Genomic DNA, 24,247 nt, shown 5'->3' with positions numbered 1-24,247 from the left:
GCTCGGGCCGTTCAAACCCGATGCCTGCAACAAAAACAGCAATCAAACGTGCAGACGCAAAAAAGCCGGGAATTTCCCGGCTGCCGCATCATACACACGTTTTCCGAAAGGATCACCCCGCCCGAGGTTTTAGCCGCCGGGCGGAATGATTCAGGTCAACGTCGTATCAAGGTTTGGCTTTTTCCAGGTAACGGAAGAAGTCGCTGCTTGGGTCGAGGACCAGGACGTCGGATTTATTCGCGAAGCTTTCACGGTAGGCACGCAGGCTACGGTAGAAACCGTAGAACTCCTGATCCTGACCGTAGGCCTTGGAGTAGATCGCAGCAGCCTGGGCGTCACCGTCACCGCGAACCTCTTCGGATTCACGATAGGCTTCGGCCAGCAGCACGCGGCGTTGACGGTCGGCATCGGCACGGATGCCTTCGGCCAGCTCGTTACCCTTGGCGCGGTGCTCGCGAGCTTCACGCTCACGCTCGGTGCTCATACGCTCGAACACACTGCGGTTCACTTCTTTCGGCAGATCGATCGCCTTGACCCGGACATCGACCACTTCGATACCCAGCTCTTTTTCCGCCATCTTGTTCAGCGATGCAGTGATGTCAGCCATCAGCGCATCACGTTCACCCGACACCACTTCGTGCAGGGTGCGCTTGCCGAACTGGTCACGCAGACCGGATTCCAGACGACGGGACAGACGCTCGTCGGCGATCTGCTTCAGACCCGAAGTCGCGGTGTAGAAGCGCTCGGCATCTTTCACCCGCCACTTGGCGTAGGCATCGACCATCACGGCTTTCTTTTCCAGGGTCAGGAAGCGCTGCGTCGGTGCATCCAGCGTCAACAGACGCGCATCGAATTTGCGCACCTGGTTGACGTAAGGCACTTTCACATGCAAACCCGGCTGGACATCGGCCTGAACCACACGACCGAATTGCAGCAGCACCGCGCGCTCGGTCTGAGCGACGATGTAGAAGCAATTCCAGCCCACCAGTACCACGACGACGCCAACGATCAGGGCGATCAGCGATTTATTGCTCATCAGCGGGTCTCCCTTGTACGCGTCTGCGGCACGTCAGTGACATGCGGCGTGACGTCCGTGTTGTTGCTGGCGGCCGAACCGGTCACCGGTGCATTACCCGAACTGTTCTGGATCATTTTGTCCAACGGCAGGTAGAGCAGATTGCTCTGGCCGTTCTTGTTGCCGGTCACGAGAACCTTGCTGGTGTTGCTGAAGACTTCCTGCATGGTGTCTAGGTACAGACGCTCGCGGGTGACTTCAGGTGCCTTGCGATACTCGGCGACCAGCTTGGTGAAGCGATCGGCCTCACCCTTGGCGCGCGAGATGGTCTCGTCGCGGTAACCATTGGCATCTTCGATGATGCGCTGGGCCTGACCACGGGCTTCCGGCACCACGCCATTGGCGTAGGTCTCGGCCTGGTTGCGCGAACGCTGCTCGTCTTCACGTGCGCGGATCACGTCATCGAAGGCTTCCTGTACTTCACGCGGTGCCGCAGCGCTCTGTACGTTGACCTGGGTGACGGTGATACCGGTGCGATAGGTATCGAGGAAACGTTGCAGACGCTCCTTGATTTCGCTGGCCATCAATTCACGACCTTCGGTCAGCACCTGGTCCATGGCGGTGGAACCGACCACGTGACGCAGCGCACTTTCGGTCGCGTGCTGCAGGCTGATTTCCGGCTGATCGACGTTCAGCACGAAGTCCTGCAGGTTGCTGATCTTGTACTGCACGGTCAGCGGCACTTCGACGATGTTCTCGTCTTCAGTCAGCATCTGGCCCTGCTTGGTGTACGCACGCTCACGCGTCACGTTCTCCATGTACTTCTTGTCGATCGGCGGGAAGTAGATGTTCAGGCCCGGGCCGACTGTCTCGTAGTACTTGCCGAAGCGCAGCACCACGGCTTGCTCCTGCTCATCCACAACATAGACCGCGCTGTACAGCCAGACGGCCGCCAGCACCACCAGGCCGATGCCGAGCAGACCGCCGAAGCCGCCACTGCTCCTGCCCGGACCGCTGCCGTCATCACCGCGTTTCTTACCACCACCGAACAACCCGTTCAGGCTTTCCTGCAGCTTTCGGAAGGCCTCGTCGAGATCCGGTGGGCCCTTGCGGTCGCCGTTATTGCGGCGCTTGCCACCCCAGGGATCCTGATTATTCGAGTTGCCACCCGGCTCATTCCAAGCCATAGCGCTCTCCATCTGATAAAGCAAAGACGCACCCACGGCGCGCCGACCAATGCTACAGAATGCCTGCCGTTGCGGCACAACCGCTTTGTCAGGCTTTTATTGCAAAGTGTGTTGCTCGATGAATTCCATCGGCTGCAATCCTTCGCGGCTTACCAATCGATTCAGCTCGATCCGGGGCAAACGAACGGCCAGCAGGCTGACACCTTCTTCATCGTATTCTTCTTTCTGCACCGCACCGAGTTCGAAGAACTGCGCACGCAGTCGAGCGAATCGTTGCGGCAAGCGCAAGGTGCCGACGAACAGATCACTGCCGAGCAACTCGGCGATGGCCTGTTCAAGCAGTTCCAGACCGCTGCCATCACGTGCCGAGAGCCAGACCCGTTGCGGCTTGCCATCGGCATCGCGCTGGATCTGCGGCTCGACACCTTCGAGCAAATCGAGTTTGTTATAGACCTCGAGGATCGGCAAGTCCTGGGCACCAATCTCGCCCAGCACCACCATCACCTGCTCGATCTGCAACATGCGATCCGGTTCGGCCGCATCGATCACGTGCAACAACAGGTCGGAATTGCTCGACTCTTCGAGCGTAGACCGAAATGCCTCGACCAGCTTGTGTGGCAGGTGACGAATGAAGCCCACGGTGTCGGCCAGGACGATCGGACCGAGGTCGTCAAGCTCCAGCCGGCGCAGGGTCGGGTCGAGCGTGGCGAACAGTTGGTCGGCCGCATACACGTCGGATTTCGTCACGTTGTTGAAGAGTGTCGATTTGCCGGCGTTGGTGTAGCCGACCAGCGAAACGGTAGGAATGTCCGCACGGGACCGGCCGCGGCGCGACTGCTCGCGCTGACTGCGCACCTTCTCCAGCCGCCCCTTGATCTGGCGCAGGCGGACCCGCAGCAGACGGCGGTCGGTTTCCAGCTGGGTTTCACCCGGACCGCGCATACCGATACCGCCACCCTGACGCTCAAGGTGAGTCCAGCCGCGAACCAGCCGCGTGCTCATGTGGTCAAGCTGGGCCAGTTCGACCTGTAGCTTGCCCTCATGGGTACGTGCGCGCTGAGCGAAAATATCGAGAATCAGCCCTGTGCGGTCGATCACGCGACACTCGAAAACACGTTCGAGGTTGCGCTCCTGACTGGGCGTGAGGATGTGATTGAAAATCACCAGATCGGCTTCTTCAGCCTTGACCAGGTCGCGCAGTTCCTCGACCTTGCCGCTGCCGATCAGATATTTGGCGGTTGGCCGATGACGCGGCACGTTAAAAAACGCAACGGTCTCGGCGCCAGCCGAATTTGCCAACTCCTGAAACTCCTGCGGATCTTCGCGCGCCTCAGGGTCCTGTCCATCCAAGTGAACGAGGATGACTCGTTCACCACCACCGTGGCGCTCAAAGAACAAAGGAGACTCCTATCAGGCGTTACCCGGCGCTGCATCGGCATCGCCCTGTTCGTTTTCGGTTGCGCTAGGCAGACGAATTGGACGAACCGGCACGACGGTCGAGATAGCGTGTTTGTAGACCATCTGGCTTACGGTGTTTTTCAGCAGGATCACGAACTGGTCGAACGACTCGATCGTCCCTTGCAGCTTGATACCGTTGACCAGGTAGATGGAAACCCCGACTTTCTCTTTACGTAAAGTGTTCAGGTAAGGGTCTTGTAGCGAATGCCCTTTTGACATGTGCCGCACTCCTTTAAGGATTCAATAATAAAAACAGATAAATTCAGATGGCTTCGGCCGTCACACCCCCAAGGATAGACGGCAATTGCAAGGACTCAGCTCAATATGGAGATGGTCCCAAGGTATTTCAAGGCGCGTGGCAGATTGTCGCAATCAAGACTGTCCAGCCAGTGCAAATCGTCCCAGCTGCGCAGCCAGGTAAACTGGCGTTTGGCCAATTGGCGCGTGGCGATGATGCCGCGCTCCTGCATCTGGGCCAATGTCAGCTTGCCGTCCAGATAATCCCAGACTTGGCGGTAGCCTACCGCACGTATAGACGGCAACCCCGAATGCAGGTCACTTCTTTTACGCAGGGCTACGACCTCGTCGATGAACCCCTGTTCCACCATATTTGTGAATCTTTGTTCAATTCGCTGGTGCAGAACCTGCCGATTCGCCGGAGCAATGGCCAGGTTCGCGACAGTATAGGGTAATTGTTGGCGTCCCGAAGCGGCTGCTTCAGTACTTTGCGCAGATTGTTGCTCACGCAGGGCGGTCATGCTCTGTCCGCTGACTCGATAGACTTCCAGTGCCCGACTCAAGCGCTGCGGATCATTGGGATGAATGCGCGCCGCCGACACCGGATCGATCTGCGCCAACTGCTCGTGCAGCGCTTGCCAACCCAGGCGTGCAGCTTCTGCCTCGATCTGCGCACGGACCTCGGGATCGGCTGCCGGCATGTCCGCCAGACCTTCGACCAAAGCCTTGTAATACAGCATCGTGCCGCCGACCAGCAGCGGGATTTTTCCCCGCGCAGTGATTTCGGCCATGGCCTGCAGGGCGTCGCGGCGGAAATCTGCAGCGGAATACGCCTCAGCAGGATCGAGAATGTCGATCAGACGGTGCGGATATTCGGCGAGCAGTTCTTTCGAGGGTTTGGCCGTGCCGATGTCCATGCCGCGATAGACCAGCGCCGAATCGACACTGATCAATTCGCACGGCAGCACCTTGGTCAGCTCAATGGCCAGGTCGGTCTTGCCCGCAGCGGTCGGGCCCATCAGGAAAATCGCTGGTGGAAGCTGGCTCATCAACGACCGCGCAGGAACAGTTTGTCCAGATCGTCCAGGCCCAATTGGGTCCAGGTCGGTCGGCCATGGTTGCATTGACCGCTGCGCTCGGTGTTTTCCATATCACGCAGCAGGCCGTTCATTTCCGGCAGAGCCAGACGCCGGTTGGCGCGGATCGCGCCGTGGCAGGCCATGGTGCCGAGCAGTTCGTTGAGGTGCGCCTGGATACGGTCGCTAGTGCCGTATTCCATCAAATCCGAAAGCACGTCGCCGACCAGTCGATTGGCTTCGGCCTGCTTGAGCAATGCGGGAATCTGCCGGATCGCCAGGGTTTCCGGGCCAAGGCGCTGCAATTCGAAACCGAGACGCTGAAACCACGCCGCATGTTCTTCAGCGCAATCGGCCTCGCGCTGACTGACCGCCAGCGACTCCGGCACCAGCAACGGCTGGCCGCTGAGACCTTCGCTGGCCATGGCGATCTTCAGGCGCTCGTACATGATCCGCTCGTGGGCGGCATGCATGTCCACCAGCACCAGGCCATGGGCGTTCTCGGACAAGATATAGATGCCCTTGAGCTGCGCCAGTGCATAGCCGAGCGGCGGAATATCTTCCTGACCGGTCGGCAGCGCGCTGGCATTGGCTTCTGGCAGTGGCGCGAAGAACTCTTTGTAAGCAGCTTGGGCCTCGGCAGCGGGCACCGTCGATTGCGGACGCGGCGTGTATTGATACTGATAAGCGCCGCCAGCGCTGGCGCCGGATGACGTGTTGAACGCCGGTTGCGCCTGCGACTGCTCCAGCAGCGCATTGGCGGCCAGACGCATCTCCCCCTGTGGGCCGAATTCGCCCGCCTCGATCCCGCTCGGCCGAACGATCGCCGTGGTGACCGAGCCGGCCAGTTGATCTTCCGGGCGCACATCGCCCAGCGCACGGTGCAGCGTGCCATACAGGAAGTCGTGGACCATGCGCCCGTCACGGAAACGCACTTCGTGTTTGGTCGGGTGCACGTTAACGTCTACCGCTGCCGGATCGACCTCGAAAAACAGCGCGAAGGTCGGGTGCCGACCGTTGAACAGCACATCGCGGTAAGCCTGGCGTACCGCGTGGGCGACCAGTTTGTCGCGCACCGCTCGGCCGTTTACAAAGAAATACTGCAAGTCCGCCTGACTGCGGTTAAAGGTCGGCAAACCGACCCAGCCCCACAGGTGCAAGCCATTGCGTTCGATCTCGATCGGCAGAGCCTGTTCGAGGAACCCCGAACCACAGATCGCCGCCACACGCCGCGCACGAGCCGCATCATCGTGGGCCTCGTGCAGGCTGAGGATGGTCTTGCCGTTGTGGCGCAAATGAAAAGCCACATCGAAACGCGCCAGCGCCAGACGCTTGATCACTTCCTGGAGGTGATCGAACTCGGTTTTTTCAGTCTTGAGAAATTTGCGCCGGGCCGGAGTGTTGAAAAACAGGTCGCGGACTTCCACCGAAGTGCCGACCGGATGCGCCGCCGGCTGCACGCGCGGCGCCATGTCCCGGCCTTCAGTCTCGACCTGCCAGGCCTGATCGGCATCGCGGGTGCGCGAGGTCAGGGTCAATCGTGCCACGGAGCTGATCGACGCCAGCGCCTCACCACGGAAACCCAGGCTCATCACCTGCTCGAGGTCTTCGAGGTTGCGAATCTTGCTGGTGGCGTGCCGGGCCAGGGCCAGCGGCAGGTCATCGGCAGAAATACCGCTGCCGTCATCGCGCACGCGCAGCAACTTGACGCCGCCTTGCTCGACATCGACGTCGATACGCTTGGCGCCGGAGTCGAGGCTGTTTTCCAGCAGTTCCTTGATCACCGAAGCCGGGCGCTCGACCACCTCACCAGCGGCGATCTGGTTGGCCAGCCGTGGGCTGAGCAGCTCGATGCGCGCAGCGTTCAATACCTGGTTCATTCTTTCGACGCCAGTTCGGTGCCGGGAATGGTCAGGTGCTGACCGACTTTCAGCTCATCGCTTTTCAGGTTGTTGGCGGCACGCAGAGTGGCCGGCGAAACCTGATAGCGCACGCCGATCATTGCGAGGGTTTCCCCCGGACCGACACGGTGATCGCGCGGGCCTTGAGCAATCTTGCCGGAATCACGCAGCCAGGCGATGTAGGTGCCCGGTGGTGGATTCTGCTGGAAGAACTGACGCACGCCGCTGCTGATCGAACGGGCCAGCGCCTGCTGGTGGCTCGACGCAGACAGCTTGTTCGCTTCGTTGGCGTTGGAAATGAAGCCGGTTTCGACCAGGATCGACGGAATGTCCGGCGACTTCAGCACCATGAAACCGGCCTGTTCCACGCGCTGCTTGTGCAGCGGCGTGACGCGACCGATGTTGGTCAGGACCTTCTGGCCGACGTTGAGGCTGGAGGTCAGCGACGCGGTCATCGACAGGTCGAGCAACACACCGGCGAGCATGCGGTCCTTGTCGTCGAGGCTGACGTTGCCGGCACCGCCGATCAGGTCGGAACGGTTTTCACTGTCGGCCAGCCAACGGGCGGTCTCGGACGTAGCGCCACGATCGGACAGAGCGAACACCGACGCACCGAACGCGGCTGCGGACGGCGCGGCGTCGGCGTGGATCGAGACGAACAGGTCGGCGCCTTTCTTGCGGGCGATTTCGGTTCGCCCGCGCAATGGAATGAAGTAGTCGCCGGTACGGGTCAGCTCGGCGCGGAAGCCTTTCATGCCGTTGACCTGACGCTGCAATTCGCGAGCGATCTGCAGCACCACGTCTTTCTCACGCTGGCCGCGCGAGCCGGACGCGCCCGGATCTTCACCACCGTGGCCGGCGTCGATCACGACGATAATGTCACGCTTGCCGGCCGGGGCTGGCGGCAGCTTGATCGCCGGTTCGGTCGGGGTCACCGGCACTGCCGGCACGGTAGCCACCGACGGCGTCGGTGCTGGCGGCGGCGCGGCATCGGCCGGGTTGTCGAACAGATCAACCACCAGGCGGTTGCCGTACTGCGCGTTCGGCGCCAGCGAGAAGCTTTTCGGGGTGACGGCTTTTTTCAGGTCGATGACCACCCGCAGGTCGGTCGGCGTGCGCTGGGCTGAGCGCATCGCGGTGATCGGCGTGTTCGCGGTCTGCACATTCAAGGGCGCGCCGAGGGTGGCGCCATTGATGTCGATCACCAGCCGATCCGGCGCGGTCAGGGTGAAAACGCTGTGTTGCACCGGGCCGCTCAGGTCGAAAACCAGTCGCGTGTTGTCCGGCGCCCGCCACAGGCGCACGCTGTTGACCTTTGAATCGGCCACAGCGTTGACGGTTACTGCCATCAACATCAGTCCAGCGGCAGCCACCAACGCGCGAAAGCGCATACCAAACCCCATCATTTAATTGGATTCCAATGCCAAAGCGGCACACCAGGCCTCGCCACGCGAGCCCTGGGACAAAATTTTCAGCGAACGCCCGCTGTCTTGCGGGCCAATGGTAATGGTCAGGTCAGGCTTTGGCAAAAAGCCTGCACCTTTATCGGGCCACTCGATCAGGCACAGGGCATCATCTTCGAAGTAGTCGCGGATGCCGAGAAACTCCAGTTCCTCCGGATCGACCAGGCGATACAGGTCGAAGTGAAAGGCGCGAATGTCACCGATCTCGTAGGGCTCGACCAATGTGAAGGTCGGACTTTTTACCGCGCCGACATGGCCCAAACCGCGAATGATGCCCCGCGACAGGGTGGTTTTGCCCATGCCCAGGTTGCCTTCGAGAAAAATCAGGCCATGACCCTGGGTGACGCGGGCGATCCGTGCGCCAAAGTCGCTCATCGCCTGTTCATCGGCCAGGTACAGGGTTACTTCAGACACGGTGCTTGCTCCTCCAACAACTGACGAATGGCTGGAATCAGATCACTGGCCGCCAGCCCACGGCCGAATTTGCCTTGTTGCATACCCGCGTTGGCGTGCAGCCAGACGGCCAGGCATGCCGCGCCGAATGCGTCCATGCCTTGGGCCAGCAATGCGCCGATCAGACCGGCCAGCACATCACCCAACCCGCCCGTGGCCATCGCCGGATGGCCCTGATGACACAGGGCCAGACGTGCATCGGGATGGGCGATCAAACTACCGGCGCCTTTCAGAACCACTACCGCTGAATACTTTTTACTCAACGCTAATGCAGCGGCCGGGCGATCGGCCTGCACTTCGACAGTGCTGATGCCGAGCAAGCGTGCCGCTTCACCCGGATGCGGGGTAATCACGCAATCCTTGGGCAACTGGACAAAATCGCTGGCCAGCAGGTTCAACGCGTCAGCGTCCCACACCTGTGGCAACGGTGCATTGGCGGCGGCCGACAACAAGGCGCGCCCCCAACTGGCCTGACCGAGGCCCGGCCCGACCACCAGCACTGAAACCTTTTCCAGCAGCCCCATCAGTTGATTGGCTGAAGAAGTGCCGAGCGCCATCGCCTCTGGGACCCGAGTCAGCGCCGCCGGCACATGCTCTGGGCGAGTCGCCAGCGAAACCATGCCCGCTCCGCCGCGCAAGGCCATTTCCGTGCTGAGCAGAATCGCTCCGCCGAAACCATGATCGCCGCCGATCAACAGCACATGGCCAAAGCGGCCCTTGTGCGAAGTCGGCGCACGCGGCGCAAGCGCTGGAAGATTGGCGGCGCTCAAGCGGCGAGCGCAGAAGGGAATGTCAGTGAAGGTTTCGGCAGTGGCTTGCAGATCGTTGAAGACCAGCTCACCGATATGATCTGCCGCATCGCCGGTCAACAGCCCGACTTTCATACCAATGAATGTCACCGTGAGATCGGCGCGTACCGCGACACCCAGTTCACGCCCGGTATCGGCGCACAGCCCGGAAGGAATATCGACCGCCGCTACCGGCCAACCGCAGGCGTTGATAGCCTTGATCGCCGACGCATACGGCTCACGCACTTCGCCGCTCAGGCCAGTGCCGAGCAATGCATCGAGGACGACACCGCGCAGCTCGTTCTGCGCCTGCCAGCCTTGCACCACAACACCTGCGGCCACCGATTCGGCATGGGCCAATGCGGCATCACCCTGCAAACGCTGCGGATCGCCGACGGCGAGCACGCGCACCGTCCAACCGGCCCGCAGCGCCAGCCCGGCCACCAGATAACCGTCGCCGGCATTGTTGCCGTGCCCGGCGAGCACGGTCAGCTCGTTCGCGCCCGGCCATTTGCGCACCACGGCGCGCCACGTGGCGCGGGCGGCGCGCTGCATCAATTCGAAGCCCGGCGTACCGGCGGCGATCAGCCGCGCGTCGAGCTCGCGCACCTGCGCGGCGCGATACAGCGCGTCGGGTAATTCATCTTTCGTCTGCGGCATGCGTCTTCGGGCTCCGATGTCTGGCAGAATTATACGCACCTCAGCTCCGGTTTCTCTCGCCTCATGTCCGCCATCACCACAGACCTGCCCGCCCTCGCCCAATCGATCAAGGATTGGGGCCGCGAGCTGGGCTTCCAGCAAGTCGGCATCAGCGGCCTGGACCTGGCCGAGCACGAGCAGCATCTGCAACGCTGGCTTGAGGCGGGCTATCACGGCGACATGGACTACATGGGCGCCCATGGCAGCAAACGTTCACACCCGGAAGAACTGGTGCCGGGCACTTTGCGCGTGGTTTCCCTGCGCATGGACTACCTGCCGGGCGATACCGAAATGGCCAAACGCCTGGCTGAACCGGAAAAGGCTTACGTGTCGCGTTATGCCTTGGGCCGCGATTACCACAAATTGATCCGTAAACGTGTTCAACAATTGGCCGACAGGATCCAGGCGCAGATCGGACCCTTCGGTTTCCGCGCCTTCGTCGACAGCGCGCCGGTGCTGGAAAAAGCCATCGCCGAACAGGCCGGGCTGGGCTGGATCGGCAAAAACACTCTGGTGCTCAATCGCAAGGCTGGAAGTTATTTCTTCCTCAGCGAACTGTTCGTCGACCTGCCGCTGCCGGTGGACGAGCCGCACAGCACCGAACATTGCGGGCGTTGCACCGCATGCCTCGACATCTGCCCGACCAACGCCTTTGTCGGCCCATACGTGCTGGACGCTCGGCGCTGCATTTCCTATTTGACCATTGAGCTGAAAACCGCGATTCCCGAAGAGTTGCGGCCGTTGATTGGCAATCGGGTATTCGGCTGCGATGACTGCCAGATCGTCTGCCCGTGGAACCGTTTCGCCCGTCCGACCGGGGAAAGCGACTTCAAGCCTCGGCACAATCTGGATAACGCCGAACTGGCCGAGCTGTTTTTGTGGAATGAAGAAAAATTCCTCAGCAGCACCGAAGGCTCGCCGCTACGCCGGGCCGGTTATGAGCGCTGGCTGCGGAATCTGGCGGTGGGACTGGGTAACGCACCGTCGAGCATTCCCGTGCTGGAAGCCTTGAAGGCGCGCCGGGACTATCCATCAGAGTTGGTGAAAGAACACGTCGAGTGGGCTTTGAAACAACACGAAATCGGATAACCGCCCTTCGGCGGCTCCTGTACAGGGATCGCGTCAGGGCTGATCGTTATAGACAAACTTGGGCATTTCCCAATGAAAACGGATCGCCAGCAGGCGTAGCAGGAAGCCACCGAACAGCGTAATCAGAATCGCCTGCTCGCCTGGCACATTCAGATACAGGCAAAGCATGTAGCACCATGCAGCGGCAAACGAGACGCTGGCGTAAAGCTCACGACGGAAGATCAGCGGAATGTCGTTGCAGAAGATGTCTCGCAGAATTCCGCCGAACACTCCGGTAATGACGCCGCTGACCGAGGCCACCAGCATGCCGTGGCCCATTTCCAGCGCCGTCATGCAGCCAATCAAGGTGAATGCAACCAGTCCCACTGCGTCGAGCACCAGAAACAGCGAACGCAGATGGCGCATCCAGCGGGCCGTGAACACGGTAAACATCGCCGCCACAGAGGTCAGCACCAGATATTCCGGGTGTTTGACCCAGGTCAGCGGGTAGTGCCCGAGCAAGACGTCGCGCACCGAACCACCGCCCAGCGCGGTGATGCAGGCGATCAGCACCACGCCGAACCAGTCCATGCCACGTCGTCCGGCGGACAGCGCGCCAGTCATGGCTTCGGCAGTGATGGCGATCAGATAGAGCATCAGCAACATGGTGGCAGTCCAGGCAGGAAGGCGCGCAGTCTAGCCATTTCAGCGCCGCACCAGAAGAGGGCGGACTTTCGCGAGCAGGCTCGCTCTCACATGAGGTGCACTCTGTGTGGGAGCGAGCCGGCTCGCGAAACCATCAGAACTTGATGAAGTGCTTGCGGTAGTGCTGCAGCTCGGCAATCGATTCGCGGATGTCATCCAGTGCCAGGTGGGTGCTGCCCTTCTTGAAGCTGTCGCGCACGTCCGGCGCCCATCGCGCGGCCAGTTCCTTGAGCGTCGAGACGTCGAGGTTGCGATAGTGGAAGTAGCTTTCCAGCGCCTTCATGTGGGTATAAAGGAAGCGACGGTCCTGGCAGATGCTGTTGCCGCAGATCGGCGACTTGCCCTTCGGCACCCACTTTTCCAAGAAGGCGATGGTTTCAGCCTCGGCTTCGGCCATGCTGATGCGGCTGTCACGCACCCGCTGGGTCAGGCCGGAATTGCCGTGGGTGCGGGTGTTCCACTCGTCCATGCGCGCGAGCACTTCGTCGCTGTGGTGGATGGCAATCACCGGGCCTTCGGCCAAGGTGTTCAGTTCACTGTCGGTGACGATGGTGGCCATTTCGATGATCACGTCGTTGTCCGGGTCCAGACCGGTCATTTCCAGGTCGATCCAGATCAGGTTCTGCGGGTTTTGCATATTCGGGCTCCTAGGCAATGCTGCGCAGTTTAGCCTAGGCCGGTGGCCGGGCGTGCTAAACTCGCGGCCGTTTTACCTAATCGCTGCATTCTTCAGACGGAACACCCATGGCCAAACGCCAACTCAATCGTCGTCAAAACTGGCGCATCGAAAAGATTCAGGGCGAGCGCGCCGCACGCGCCGCCAAACGCGAGTCCTCGGCGGTCGAGGCCCTCGAGGGCGGCGACCTCGGCCCTGAGCAACACGGCCTGGTGATCGCCCACTTCGGTGTGCAGGTCGAAGTCGAGGCCGTTGACGGCGAACTCGCCGGTCAAGTGTTCCGCTGCCACTTGCGCGCCAACCTGCCGGCGCTGGTCACCGGCGATAAAGTCGTCTGGCGCGCCGGCAACCAAGGCATTGGCGTGATCGTCGCGCAACTGCCGCGCAGCACCGAACTGTGCCGTCCCGACAGTCGTGGCCAGCTCAAGCCGGTTGCCGCCAACGTCGACATGATCGTCATCGTGTTCGCGCCGCTGCCCGAGCCGCATGCCAACCTGATCGACCGCTACCTGGTCGCCGCCGAACACGCCGGCATCCGTCCGCTTCTGCTGCTGAACAAATTCGACCTGATCGACGAGCAGAACGCCCCGGCGCTGAACGCGTTGCTGGCGGTGTACCGCACGCTCGGTTATCCGGTACTGGAAGTCTCGGCGCATCACGGCGACGGCATGGAGCAACTGCAAAAGCAGCTCGACGGGCGCATCAGCGTATTCGTCGGCCAGTCCGGCGTCGGCAAGTCGTCGCTGGTCAACAGCTTGTTGCCGGAAGTCGAAACCCGTGTCGGGCCGTTGTCCGAGCTGTCCGGTCAGGGCACGCACACCACCACCACTGCGCGGCTGTTCCATTTCCCCGGTGGCGGTGAACTGATCGACTCCCCGGGCATCCGCGAATTCGGTCTGGGCCACGTCAGCCGCGCCGACGTCGAAGCCGGTTTCATCGAGTTCGACGATCTCCTCGGCACTTGCCGTTTCCGCGACTGCAAGCACGACCGCGAACCGGGCTGCGCCCTGCTCAAGGCGCTCGAAGATGGCCGCATCCAGCAGCAACGGATGAACAGTTACCGTTCGATCATCGCCAGCCTGCCTGAAAACGGCTATTAAACAGCCACGCCGGCAGCCCTGCGCGATGGGCTGCCGGTTGTCGGACTGCATCTGACGCACGCCTCTCCCTCTTAAACATCAGCCTTGTCTGTAGGCTTTTGCGCGCCTGCTTGCAGGACCTTTCTGTTTTATTGCGCAGAGCTTGTAGGCCTGCGCCAGCGGCCTACATTCCTTTCCTCCTTCGCTCACAGCGACCTTCGAGGAAAGCCATGCCAACCTGTGTTTTATACATCAGCCATTCGTCTCGCTACGCCCACTTGTGCAACGCCCCCAGCATCGTCGGCGCGATCCGCCTGCAAACGGCGGTGTGACCATGCGCAAGGGACTGTTCATCGGCATCAACGATTACACGCATATCGGCGGGCTGAGCGGCTGTTGCAACGACGCCATGGCCATGGCGTCGGTGCTGAAAACCAACGCCAACGGCGACCCCAACTTCAAGAATGTCCTGTTGACGTCCGCCGAGGATTATCTGAGCCGGCAAAAACTCGAAGACCAGATTCGCGAGTTGTTTTCCGGTGACTGCAACGTCGCCCTGCTGTATTTCGCCGGTCATGGTGGTTTCGACGCCGATACTGACGAAGGCATGTTGATCGCGCAGGACTACCGCAACGCCAAGGACGGCATCCGCATCAGCGACATCCTCAACTGGGCGGACAAGGCCACGCGGATCAAAAACAAAGTGATCATCCTCGACTGCTGCGAAAGCGGTGCGGCCGGCGAAGTGCGCGCCTTGCGCAGCGAGAGCAGCATGGTCGGCGAGGGCATGACCATCCTCACGGCGTGTAAAAAAGCCGAGCCGGCGCTGGAGGGCGCGCAGCATGGCGTGTTCACCGGCCTGCTCCTGCAAGCGCTGCATGGCGGCGCGGCGAATATTCTCGGCAGGATCACCCCCGGCAGCCTGTATTCCTTCGTCGACAACGCGCTCGGCGCCTGGGAGCAGCGCCCGGTGTTCAAGACCAATGTGTCGCAGTTCATTTCCCTGCGCGAAGTCTCGCCACTGATTCCCAAGGAGATCCTGCGCAAATTGCCGGACTGGTTCGCCGAAGCCGAATCGGTCCTGCCGCTCGACCCCAGCTATGAACCCACCGAAAAGGCGTTCGTGCCTGAGCACGGCGAGGTCTTCGCCCAGTTGCAGAAGTGCAATCGTCACAGCCTGATCGAACCGGTCGACGCCGAGCACATGTACTACGCCGCCATTCACTCGACCGGCTGCCGCTTGACGGCACTCGGTGCCTATTACCGCGAACTCGCCCTCAAAGGACATTTCTGATGCCAGTCTTTATCAGCTATCGCCACATGGATCGCGCCCATGCGATCGCCATCAACACCCGCCTGACCCAGGCGAAGATCAGGACTTACCTCGACGTGCTGGATCCGGAATCGCAGACCACCGACGACATCACCGGGGTCATTACCCGCAACATCACCGAGTGCACGCATCTGCTGGCGGTAGTGTCGGAGAAGACTGCACTGTCGTGGTGAGTGCCATTCGAAATTGGCGAGGCAACAATCAGCAATCGGCGGATCTGTACGTTCAAGACCGGGCCGGCGCAATTGCCGATCTACCTGGACAAGTGGCCGAAGCTGAGCACGGCCAGCGATCTGGATTTCTTTATCGATGCGTATCGTGATGAGGTGTCGAACCAGCGCTCGATCACCCTGGATTCGTTCAGCGACTCGGTGAAAGGCGCGTACAAGCGCGATGCAGAGATGTTTCATGAACAGCTGAAGAACCGGATTCGTCGGGGATTCTGAGCCCTCACAGTCCCGCCCCCGATCATTGTCGTAGCGCTACGAAAAAATCCGCGACATGAAAGCGACAGCCACAAAAAAGCCGACATCACTGTCGGCTTTTTTGTCACTTACTGCTTCGGCGCAGGCGCTGGCGTCGCCCCACCCGGCTCAGCCGGTTTCGGCGCCGCATCGTCAAACAGATTCAAGCGCTCGCGCAGCTCATGGGCCGGCACTGGCTGTTTGTCCGCCGGCAACGCATTCGGATCAACCGGGGCTACCGGAGCAGCACCGTTCTGACCCTGATCCGCCGGTTTCGCTGCCTCAGGACCCTGCGCACCTTCAATAGCGGCCTGGGCCTTTTTGGTCAGCACGACAATGTCGATCCGGCGGTTGACCGGGTTGAACGGGTTTTCCCGATCGAACAGGGCCGACGAGGCATAACCGACCACTCGCGCGACCTGCGCATCCGGGTAGCTGCCGGCGACCAGGGCCCGACGCGCGGCATTGGCGCGGTTGGCCGAGAGTTCCCAGTTGCCATAGTCGCCAGTGCCGATGTAAGGCTTGGCGTCGGTGTGGCCGCTGATGCTGATCTTGTTCGGCACCGCTTTGATGGTGTCGGCCATGGCCAGCAGGATGTCTTCGAAGTACGGCTTCAGGCGTGCGGAACCGGAGTCGAACATCGGCCGGTTCTCGGCGTCCATGATCTGGATGCGCAAGCCGTTCGGCGTGATCTCGAAAAGGATCTGATCCTTGAATTTCTGCAGTTGCGGGTTCTCGTCGACCTTGTTCTGCAATTCTTGCAGCAACAGCTCGAGACGTTCTTTCTCGACCTGCTCGGCCATGCCTTCAACCTGATCGGTATCGACCGTAACCTTGTCCGGTTGCGGCTGTGACTTCACTTCCGGGTTGAGGGTGTTCTCCGGCGCCAGGGTCGGCGTACCACCGAGATCGATGATGTACGGCGTGCCGCTTTCGGAGAAGCCGACCGGGTCCTTGAAATAACCGGCGATGGCGATCTTCTGTTCCGGTGTGGCGGTGGACAGCAGCCACAGCACCAGAAAGAACGCCATCATTGCCGTGGCGAAGTCGGCGAAAGCGATTTTCCACGCCCCGCCGTGGTGCCCGGCGGCAATGCGCTTGACGCGCTTGACGATGATCGGCTGATTATTTTCCATTTCTTAACGACCGCGAACCGCTTGTTCCAGCTCGGCGAAGCTCGGACGGTGCGCCGGGTACAGAACCTTGCGCCCGAACTCGACCGCCAGCGACGGCGGCATGCCGGACGCCGAAGCCACCAGCGAGGCCTTGATGGCTTCGTAGACGTTCAGTTCTTCCTTGGCATCGTGGGCCAGGGAGTGCGCCAGCGGACCGAAGAAACCGTACGCCGCGAGGATACCGAAGAAGGTCCCGACCAGTGCCGCACCCACGTGCAGACCGATCGACGCCTGGTCACCCTCGCCCAGCGAGGCCATGGTCACCACGATACCGAGTACCGCCGCAACGATACCGAAACCGGGCATGCCGTCGGCGATGCCGTTGACTGCGTGCGATGGGTGCTCGAGGTCTTCCTTGAGGCTGTACAGCTCCATGTCGAAGAGGCCTTCGAGTTCGTGCGGAGCCATGTTGCCGGAGGACATGATGCGCAGGTAATCACAGACGAACGCGGTCATGCGTTCATCCTTGAGCACCGCCGGGTACTTGGCGAAAATCGGGCTCGCGGCCGCATCTTCGATGTCGCCTTCAATCGCCATCATGCCTTCGCGGCGGCTCTTGTTGAGGATCTCGTAGATCAGCCCGAGCACCTCCAGATAGAAGGTGTGGGTGAAGCGCGAACCGAACATGCTCAGGGATTTCTTGAGCACGTGCATCGTCATATAACCAGGGTTGGCCTGGAGGAATGCGCCGAGGGCCGCACCGCCGATGATCATCACCTCGAAAGGCTGGATCAGGGCGGCAATCTTGCCGTGGGAGAGCACGTATCCGCCGAGCACGCTCGCGAATACGACGATGATGCCGATAATTTTAGCCATAGGTAGAAGGTACTTACTGAGTCGGGTTCAAGGTCATATTCGGAAGTTAAAAAATCTCTTCTTCTACTTATCGGCAAAACTGCGCCAGACTATAGCCAGTTCAGGCGAAAAGCCAATTTAGCCCATGCCGGGCGCGTCTACAGTCAGTGAAGATCTTGTCCAGACATGGCTAATGAAACGAACATTGCGTCGGTAAAACCGACCACCCTCCAGGCGTGGGTCAAGCTGCTCGACAGCGTCCGTCTGCCCGTGCCGCAAGAGGCTCACGACAAAGTCTGCCGGGCGATCCGCGACAATCGCAGCTCGCTGCGCGACATTGCCGATCTGATGCAGGACAGCCCGGCGCTGGCCTTGAGCATCATCCGTGAGGCGAATCGTCACACCCACGGCACCATGGCCGCGCCAGCGGAAAATCTCGAGGTTGCAATCAATCGCCTGGGCCTTGCGCGCACCGAAGAATTGCTCGCGCGCCTGCCCGCCGAACCGCACCGGCAGATCCCCAAGGCTTTGCGCCAATTGCAGTTGATCAGCCAACACGCGACACAGCAGGCCAACGGTTTTTTTGCCAGTCGCCTGGCGCGACTGTGGCAGGACATCCATTGGGGCAGCTTGCTGTTTTTGTCGCCGCTGTGGCCACTGGCACTGACCTACCCGCAACTGCTCGAAGAGTGGGAATTGCGCGTGATCCACAAGGGCGAATCGGCGCGTGTGGTCGAAAAGCAGTTGTTCGGCGTGCGCCTGTTGAGGATTGCCGAGGCACTGGTCCAGGCCTGGCACCTGCCGATCTGGGTCGAGCAAGGCTACAAATTGCTGCTCAGCGAACAACGCGAACTGGTCAAAGTGCTGCGCATCGCCCGCGACAGTGAACACCCGCTGCGCCAGCAGAATCGCCTTGACGAAGACCCGACGCTACGCCGCTGGCTCAACCAGCCGGCGAATACCGTGCTGCTCGCCAACGGCCTGGCGCTGTCGGCGCAACAGGCCTGGGACAGTCCGCACAGCAAGCGCTGGCAGTACCTGACCAGCCTCTATCTGCAGATCTCCATGGACGAAGTGCAGCAACAGTTGCACCAGCAAGCGGCGAACAGCGCGCGTCAGCATGCGATGCCTGATTTGTGGCACCCGGCGGTTTCGCTGATCTGGCCGTGGGGCACTCGCCGGTTGCCGGCCGGCATGCTCCCGGCCGCAGCGCCAAATGCGGATGATCTGAGCCAGTGGCGTCGGCAATGCGCTGAACTGCTCGCCGAGCCCAGCCGCTTCACCAACGCCATGAGCCTGACCGTCGCCGCCCGCGAGGCACTGGTGGCCAGCGGCATGCGCCGGGTGATGATTCTGATGGCCGACCGCACGCACTCGACCCTGCGTGCACACCAGACCGCCGGCTTGCCGAAGGAGGCAGCGGCGCTGAGTCTGGTCGTCAGCCAGAGCAAAGTCCTGCAGCGTCTGCTCGCTCAACAGGCGCAGGTGCGGATCACGCCGGAGAACAACGCGCAATTTTCTGCCTTGTTACCGGCGAGCCTGCGCACGCTGTTTCGTGGTGAGCATCTGTTCCTGCGTTCATTGGTCAACAACGGCCGGGTGATCATGATCGTCGTGGCCGATCAGGGCGGCGGGCCGTTCGCCGACATCACCGTGCAAGCCTTCGGCAAAACCGCGCAGTGCATTGAAAAAGCCCTGCACAGCTTTAGCAGCCGTGGCCAATGAGCCTGCGCTACAATCCTCCCCTTTGTGCTCTGGAGACCTCACATGTCTGACTTCTCTGGCTTGCCGCTTGTCATCGAGCCGAGCGACCTGCTGCCGCGTCTGGAGTCCCCGGAACTGATTCTGGTGGACCTGACCAGCCCTGCCCGGTATGCCGAAGGTCACTTGCCCGGCGCACGTTTTGTCGACCCGAAACGCACCCAGCTCGGCCAGCCACCGGCGCCGGGGCTGATGCCGGCGAAAGCCGATCTGGAGGCGTTGTTTGGTGAGCTCGGTCATCGCAAAGACGCGGTCTATGTGGTGTATGACGACGAGGGCGGTGGATGGGCCGGGCGTTTCATCTGGCTGCTCGACGTCATTGGCCACGACAAGTACCACTATATAGACGGTGGTTTGCCGGCCTGGCTGGCGGACGGTATGCCGATGTCGATCCAGGTACCACCCGTTGTCGGTGCCCCCCTTTCGCTGAGCCTGCACGACGAACCGACCGCCACCCGCGAATACCTGCAAAGCCGCCTCGGTGCAGCGGATCTGGCGATCTGGGATGCGCGCGGGCCGCTGGAATATTCCGGCGAAAAAGTCCTCGCTGCCAAGGGTGGACACATCCCCGGCGCGGTCAATTTCGAATGGACCGCCGGCATGGACCATACGCGTCAGTTGCGCATCCGCAGCGACATGCCGCAGATCCTCGAACAGCTCGGGATCACCAAGGACAAGGAAATCATTACCCACTGCCAGACCCATCACCGGTCGGGCTTCACTTATCTGGTGGCCAAAGCCCTCGGTTATCCGCGGGTCAAGGGCTACGCCGGTTCCTGGGGCGAATGGGGCAACCACCCTGACACGCCTGTCGAGATTCAAGGTTTTAAGGACAACTAATGAAAGAGCGTCTGTTTATCCTCAGTCAGTACCTGCTGCCGCATCACCTGCTGTCGCGCCTGGCCGGCTGCATCGCCGAATGCCGCGTGCGCTGGTTCAAGAATGCCTTCACCCAATGGTTCGCCAAGCGTTATCAAGTGGACATGTCGCAAGCACTGGTCGAAGACCTGACCGCTTACGAGCACTTCAACGCATTCTTCACGCGCGCCCTGAAAGACGGCGCGCGTCCACTGGACGAAACTCCGGGCGCAATCCTCAGCCCGGCCGACGGTGCGGTCAGCCAGCTCGGCCCGATCGAGCACGGTCGCGTGTTCCAGGCCAAGGGCCACAGTTTCAGTGTGCTCGAATTGCTCGGCGGTGATGCGGCCAACGCAGCGCCGTTCATGGGCGGCGACTTTGCCACCATTTACCTGTCGCCGAAGGACTACCACCGCGTGCACATGCCGCTGGCCGGCACCCTGCGCGAAATGGTCTACATCCCGGGGCGGATTTTCTCGGTGAACCAGACCACCGCCGAAAACGTCCCGGAGCTGTTCGCCCGCAACGAGCGTGTGGCGTGCATTTTCGATACAGAACGCGGGCCGATGGCCGTGGTGCTGGTGGGCGCGATGATCGTGGCTTCGATCGAAACCGTGTGGGCCGGCTTGGTCACACCACCGAAGCGCGAGCTGAAAACCTTCCGCTACGACGAAGCCGCACGCGCACCGATTCATCTGGAAAAAGGCGCGGAACTGGGACGCTTCAAGCTCGGTTCGACCGCAATCGTGCTGTTTGGCCCGGATCAGGTGAAGTGGGCCGAAGAACTGGTGGCCGGTTCGCCAGTGCAGATGGGCCAAGGGCTGGCACTGCCGAAAGCGTGACCCTGTTCGCGGAAGCAGCCGAGGCTGCTTCCGCAAACCGCGGCATTTGCTGCTATGGTTTTGCTCATGAGCCAGACCAACTTTTCTCCCACGCTGCGCGTGCCGATTCCCACGCAAACGCGTCTGTCGTTCTGCGACGCCAGCCCGCGCGACCTCAAGCGCTGGATCGCCGGCCTGCCCAAGGCCAACATCGGCGAAACCGCCCGCCTGCTCTATCAAGGCCTGGGCGAACTGAACCTGTTGCTCACCCCCAGCGATAATCGCCTGCAACTCTTGGAACTGCTGCGGCCCGAGGTGTATTTCGTCTGCCAGCATCTGGAGCGGCACTTTCTGCATCAGGCGATCATGCTCGACGAGCGTTCGCGCAAAGTCAGCAATCTGTGTCAGGCGCTGCAAGGTCAGTTGGCCATCGGCTATCAACAGATCGTTCTGCGCATCCTGCCCAAATACAGCAAGGATCGGGCGACGCTGGTCAGCACAGCAGTGCAACGCGCGGCGCATGCCCTCAAGGCGCAACTGGTGCGCGCCACGCAGCTGTACAGTTCACCGCCGGAGTACCTGTGGTTCGCATTGCATCAGCTGTATCGCAGCGCTGCGCAATTGCAGCTGCAACAACGACGGCTGCGCGATGATCTGGCCTTTTTGACCAGCGAACTGAGCGTCGAACAGACCTACATCGCCGCACTGCTATTGGGCAGCGCCCGTTGCAATCAATTGCGTCAGAGCCAGATTGCCAGACTGGCGGAGGTAATCGAGCCGTGGAGCGCCCTGCTCAAGCTGCATCCCGGAAGCGCCGACGACGGCCTGTTTGCGGTCAGCCCGGAACTCGATGTCGGCCCACGCTATCGCAAGATGTTTCGCAGCGAACAACAGAGCGGACTGCTGGGCTTCGATCCGCAACCGCTGGTCAAACAGCTCGAAACGCACTTGCTGCACCAGCCGACTTCGACACCTTTGCCCGTCTCTGCCGGTCTCAGCGTCGACACCCTGCAACATCTCCATGCCACTTGGGGCCAAGCGGCGGAACGCAGCTTTCAGCGCATCGCCGGCCAAGGCACCTTGACTGTGTGCGTCGGCATGAGCGCCCTGCACTTCTACCTCGGCGGCGAGCGCACCTTCAGCGAGTTGCTCAAACATCCCGGTGCCCGCGCGGCAAATTTCAGCAGCGTGGTGGCCAACGGCGAAAAGGACAGCTGGAGCCAAGCGTTCGACGCCGCCCCGCAAAGCAACGATGAGCTGTTGCCGTACGAGGAAATCCAGTACGACCAGTTGAGCGAGGACGACGGCCCCGGCAATGCGCCGAATTATCCGACGTACGCCTTGCCGGTGATCAATCACAGCCCCGGCGGCTATTGCCTGGCCTGGCCGAGCGAGGTGCCGGCCGAATTGCAGGCCGGGGAAATGCTCGGCATTCAGGACAGCGAGAACACAGGCTGGAGCATTGCGGTGATTCGCTGGATCCGCCAGGTGCGGGGCAGCGGCACGCAGATGGGCATCGAACTGGTCGCGCCCCACGCGCAGCCGTGCGGTCTGCAACTGGTACGGACGAAAGACGATCACAGCCAGTATTTGCGCGGCTTGCTGCTGCCGGAAATCAGTGCGATCGATGTGCCGGCCACCTTACTCGCGCCGCGTCTGCCGTTTCAGGAAGGCAACAAGGTGTTGATCAACACTCAGGGCGAGGAACACCGCGCCGGGCTGGATCGGCGGGTGGCGAGTACGCACAGCTTCAACCAGTTCGCCTATCGCTCGCTGGATCCTGCGCAGAATGGCGGGGGCGAAGAGGATTTTGATTCGTTGTGGAATTCGTTGTAGACCGAGGCGCGGCCTTCGCGAGCAGGCTCGCTCCCACACTGGAATGAGATTTCCTGTGGGAGCGAGCCTGCTCGCGAAGAGGCCAGATCAGCTTATGGAGATCTCAGAGCTGCCCGTCGCGATCCCGGAAGCCCAGCAGATACAACACACCATCGAGCCCCAGCGTCGAAATCGCCTGCTTCGCCGACTGTTTGACCAGCGGTTTGGCGCGGAACGCCACGCCCAGCCCGGCAATCGCCAGCATCGGCAAATCGTTGGCGCCGTCGCCGACGGCAATGGTCTGCTCCAGACGCAAGCCTTCCTTGTGTGCCAGTTCCTTGAGCAAGTCAGCCTTGCGCTGCGCATCGACAATCGGCTCGATCGCCACGCCGGTGCACTTGCCGTCGACCACTTCCAGCTCGTTGGCGAATACGTAATCGATGCCAAGCCTGGCCTGCAGTTGCTTGGCGAAATAAGTGAAGCCGCCAGACAGAATCGCGGTCTTGTAGCCGAGACGCTTGAGCTCGGCGAACAGGGTTTCGGCGCCTTCGGTCAAACGCAGCGAAGCGCCGATCGAGTCGAGCACGCTGACGTCGAGGCCCTTGAGCAGCGCCAGACGCTCCTTGAAGCTGGCGCGGAAATCCAGCTCGCCGGCCATGGCGCGCTCGGTGATTTCGGACACTAGATCACCCACGCCTGCTGCCTTGGCCAGCTCATCGATGACTTCTGCTTCGATGAGGGTCGAGTCCATGTCGAATACGGCCAGACGCCGATTGCGTCGGAACAGCGAGTCTTCCTGGAAGGCGATATCGACGTTCAATTCCTGGGCAACGCTGAGGAATTCGGCGCGCAGCGCCTGCGGATCGGCCGCTTCGCCGCGTACGGAAAATTCGATGCAGCCCTTGCCCTTGTCGGCCGGTGTGTCCAGCGGCATGCGCCCCGACAGACGGTCGATATGGTCGATGTTCAGCCCATATTTGGCGGTGATCGCGCTGACCGCCTGCAACTGGCCGGCAGTGACCTTGCGCGTCAGCAGGGTAACGATATGGCGTTTCTTGCCCTGATTGCCTACCCACTGCTGGTAGTCCTCTTCGGACACCGGGGTGAAACGCACCTGCTGATCCAGTTCGTAGCCCTTGAACAGGATGTCCTTGAGCACCGATTTGCCTTGTTCGGAATCGGGAATTTCAACCAGGATGCCGAACGACAGGGTGTCGTGGATCACCGCCTGACCGATGTCGAGAATGTTCACCCCACCTTGTGCCAGAACACCGGTGATGGCCGCCGTCAGACCCGGACGGTCGACTCCCGTGATGTTAATCAGGACGATTTCGCGCAACGCGCACCCCCGCAACTGGAAAAAAACCGCATTCTACCCACTTTCAGTGACCATCGGGCACCGCGAGCGCTTTGCCGGTCT

General features: G+C 61.2%; 21 protein-coding genes and 1 pseudogene. 8 read left to right on the top strand and 14 right to left on the bottom strand.

The genetic code is table 11. The features are described 5' to 3' along the window. Positions 1 to 166 precede the first annotated feature (166 nt). From hflC to AB4N53_RS22450, 9 genes are all read right to left on the bottom strand, one after another. The gene (hflC, locus tag AB4N53_RS22490; protein WP_016771945.1) at positions 167 to 1,036 is read right to left on the bottom strand and encodes a protease modulator HflC; all 870 of its coding nucleotides are present in this window, start codon (positions 1,034 to 1,036) and stop codon (positions 167 to 169) included. Then, positions 1,036 to 2,202, bottom strand: coding sequence for an FtsH protease activity modulator HflK (hflK, locus tag AB4N53_RS22485; RefSeq protein ID WP_434767539.1), 1,167 nt, complete (start codon positions 2,200 to 2,202; stop codon positions 1,036 to 1,038). The genes hflC and hflK overlap by 1 nt, the downstream gene beginning before the upstream one ends. Positions 2,203 to 2,298: 96 nt before the next feature. After that, the gene (gene hflX / locus AB4N53_RS22480; protein WP_042607805.1) at positions 2,299 to 3,600 is read right to left on the bottom strand and encodes a ribosome rescue GTPase HflX; all 1,302 of its coding nucleotides are present in this window, start codon (positions 3,598 to 3,600) and stop codon (positions 2,299 to 2,301) included. Between the two features lie 12 nt (positions 3,601 to 3,612). Continuing rightward, entirely contained in the window at positions 3,613 to 3,879 is a 267-nt protein-coding gene (gene hfq, locus AB4N53_RS22475) for an RNA chaperone Hfq (RefSeq protein WP_016771947.1), read from the bottom strand. Between the two features lie 95 nt (positions 3,880 to 3,974). Beyond that, positions 3,975 to 4,946 carry a tRNA (adenosine(37)-N6)-dimethylallyltransferase MiaA gene (gene miaA / locus AB4N53_RS22470; protein ID WP_460123409.1) on the bottom strand — a complete coding sequence of 324 codons (972 nt, stop codon included), beginning with the start codon at positions 4,944 to 4,946 and terminating at the stop codon, positions 3,975 to 3,977. After that, positions 4,946 to 6,853, bottom strand: a complete 1,908-nt coding sequence (gene mutL, locus AB4N53_RS22465) for a DNA mismatch repair endonuclease MutL (protein ID WP_460123406.1) — start codon at positions 6,851 to 6,853, stop codon at positions 4,946 to 4,948. Before mutL ends, miaA begins: the two co-directional genes overlap by 1 nt. Continuing rightward, positions 6,850 to 8,229 (bottom strand): N-acetylmuramoyl-L-alanine amidase, encoded by a 1,380-nt coding sequence (locus AB4N53_RS22460; protein ID WP_370593506.1) that lies wholly within the window; start codon positions 8,227 to 8,229, stop codon positions 6,850 to 6,852. The genes mutL and AB4N53_RS22460 overlap by 4 nt, the downstream gene beginning before the upstream one ends. A gap of 51 nt (positions 8,230 to 8,280) precedes the next feature. Then, positions 8,281 to 8,751, bottom strand: a complete 471-nt coding sequence (gene tsaE / locus AB4N53_RS22455) for a tRNA (adenosine(37)-N6)-threonylcarbamoyltransferase complex ATPase subunit type 1 TsaE (protein WP_460123403.1) — start codon at positions 8,749 to 8,751, stop codon at positions 8,281 to 8,283. Beyond that, entirely contained in the window at positions 8,739 to 10,238 is a 1,500-nt protein-coding gene (locus AB4N53_RS22450; RefSeq protein ID WP_460123400.1) for an NAD(P)H-hydrate dehydratase, read from the bottom strand. Before AB4N53_RS22450 ends, tsaE begins: the two co-directional genes overlap by 13 nt. Positions 10,239 to 10,301: 63 nt before the next feature. Between AB4N53_RS22450 and queG the strand changes: the two genes are divergently transcribed. Continuing rightward, entirely contained in the window at positions 10,302 to 11,366 is a 1,065-nt protein-coding gene (queG, locus tag AB4N53_RS22445) for a tRNA epoxyqueuosine(34) reductase QueG (protein ID WP_460123397.1), read from the top strand. Positions 11,367 to 11,399: 33 nt separating this feature from the next. Here queG and AB4N53_RS22440 read toward each other — a convergent pair whose 3' ends face one another. Continuing rightward, a complete protein-coding gene (locus tag AB4N53_RS22440) occupies positions 11,400 to 12,011 on the bottom strand; it encodes a trimeric intracellular cation channel family protein (protein WP_186531741.1) in 612 nt (203 codons plus the stop codon). Between the two features lie 133 nt (positions 12,012 to 12,144). Beyond that, positions 12,145 to 12,687, bottom strand: coding sequence for an oligoribonuclease (gene orn / locus AB4N53_RS22435; protein WP_016771957.1), 543 nt, complete (start codon positions 12,685 to 12,687; stop codon positions 12,145 to 12,147). Positions 12,688 to 12,794: 107 nt separating this feature from the next. Between orn and rsgA the strand changes: the two genes are divergently transcribed. The 3 genes and pseudogenes from rsgA (at position 12,795) to AB4N53_RS22420 (ending at position 15,584) form a co-directional block, all read left to right on the top strand. Then, positions 12,795 to 13,826 carry a small ribosomal subunit biogenesis GTPase RsgA gene (gene rsgA, locus AB4N53_RS22430; RefSeq protein ID WP_024011360.1) on the top strand — a complete coding sequence of 344 codons (1,032 nt, stop codon included), beginning with the start codon at positions 12,795 to 12,797 and terminating at the stop codon, positions 13,824 to 13,826. 313 nt (positions 13,827 to 14,139) lie between these two features. Beyond that, entirely contained in the window at positions 14,140 to 15,099 is a 960-nt protein-coding gene (locus tag AB4N53_RS22425; protein ID WP_460123394.1) for a caspase family protein, read from the top strand. Further along, positions 15,099 to 15,584 (top strand): annotated as a pseudogene (locus AB4N53_RS22420) (toll/interleukin-1 receptor domain-containing protein). The gene AB4N53_RS22425 and the pseudogene AB4N53_RS22420 overlap by 1 nt, the downstream one beginning before the upstream one ends. A gap of 107 nt (positions 15,585 to 15,691) precedes the next feature. Here the strand turns inward: AB4N53_RS22420 and motB are convergent. Continuing rightward, a complete protein-coding gene (gene motB / locus AB4N53_RS22415; RefSeq protein ID WP_460123391.1) occupies positions 15,692 to 16,738 on the bottom strand; it encodes a flagellar motor protein MotB in 1,047 nt (348 codons plus the stop codon). A 3-nt stretch (positions 16,739 to 16,741) separates the two neighbouring features. After that, the gene (gene motA, locus AB4N53_RS22410; RefSeq protein ID WP_024011357.1) at positions 16,742 to 17,593 is read right to left on the bottom strand and encodes a flagellar motor stator protein MotA; all 852 of its coding nucleotides are present in this window, start codon (positions 17,591 to 17,593) and stop codon (positions 16,742 to 16,744) included. A 165-nt stretch (positions 17,594 to 17,758) separates the two neighbouring features. On the opposite strand from motA, the gene AB4N53_RS22405 reads away from it, so the two are divergent. The 4 genes from AB4N53_RS22405 (at position 17,759) to AB4N53_RS22390 (ending at position 22,848) form a co-directional block, all read left to right on the top strand. Further along, positions 17,759 to 19,297, top strand: coding sequence for an HDOD domain-containing protein (locus AB4N53_RS22405; RefSeq protein ID WP_460123388.1), 1,539 nt, complete (start codon positions 17,759 to 17,761; stop codon positions 19,295 to 19,297). Between the two features lie 42 nt (positions 19,298 to 19,339). After that, positions 19,340 to 20,173, top strand: a complete 834-nt coding sequence (rhdA, locus tag AB4N53_RS22400; protein WP_460123385.1) for a thiosulfate sulfurtransferase — start codon at positions 19,340 to 19,342, stop codon at positions 20,171 to 20,173. Beyond that, positions 20,173 to 21,033 (top strand): archaetidylserine decarboxylase, encoded by an 861-nt coding sequence (gene asd, locus AB4N53_RS22395; RefSeq protein ID WP_024011354.1) that lies wholly within the window; start codon positions 20,173 to 20,175, stop codon positions 21,031 to 21,033. Before rhdA ends, asd begins: the two co-directional genes overlap by 1 nt. Before the next feature lie 66 nt (positions 21,034 to 21,099). Beyond that, positions 21,100 to 22,848: a molecular chaperone gene (locus AB4N53_RS22390; protein WP_460123382.1), complete on the top strand. Its 1,749-nt coding sequence runs from the start codon at positions 21,100 to 21,102 to the stop codon at positions 22,846 to 22,848. 103 nt (positions 22,849 to 22,951) lie between these two features. Here the strand turns inward: AB4N53_RS22390 and serB are convergent, their stop codons facing one another. After that, positions 22,952 to 24,166, bottom strand: coding sequence for a phosphoserine phosphatase SerB (gene serB, locus AB4N53_RS22385; protein WP_460123379.1), 1,215 nt, complete (start codon positions 24,164 to 24,166; stop codon positions 22,952 to 22,954). Positions 24,167 to 24,247 lie beyond the last annotated feature (81 nt).

Source organism: Pseudomonas sp. H3_E04 (assembly GCF_054668915.1).
Note: the sequence above shows the minus strand (reverse complement) of the source record. Positions and strands in the feature narration are given on the sequence as shown.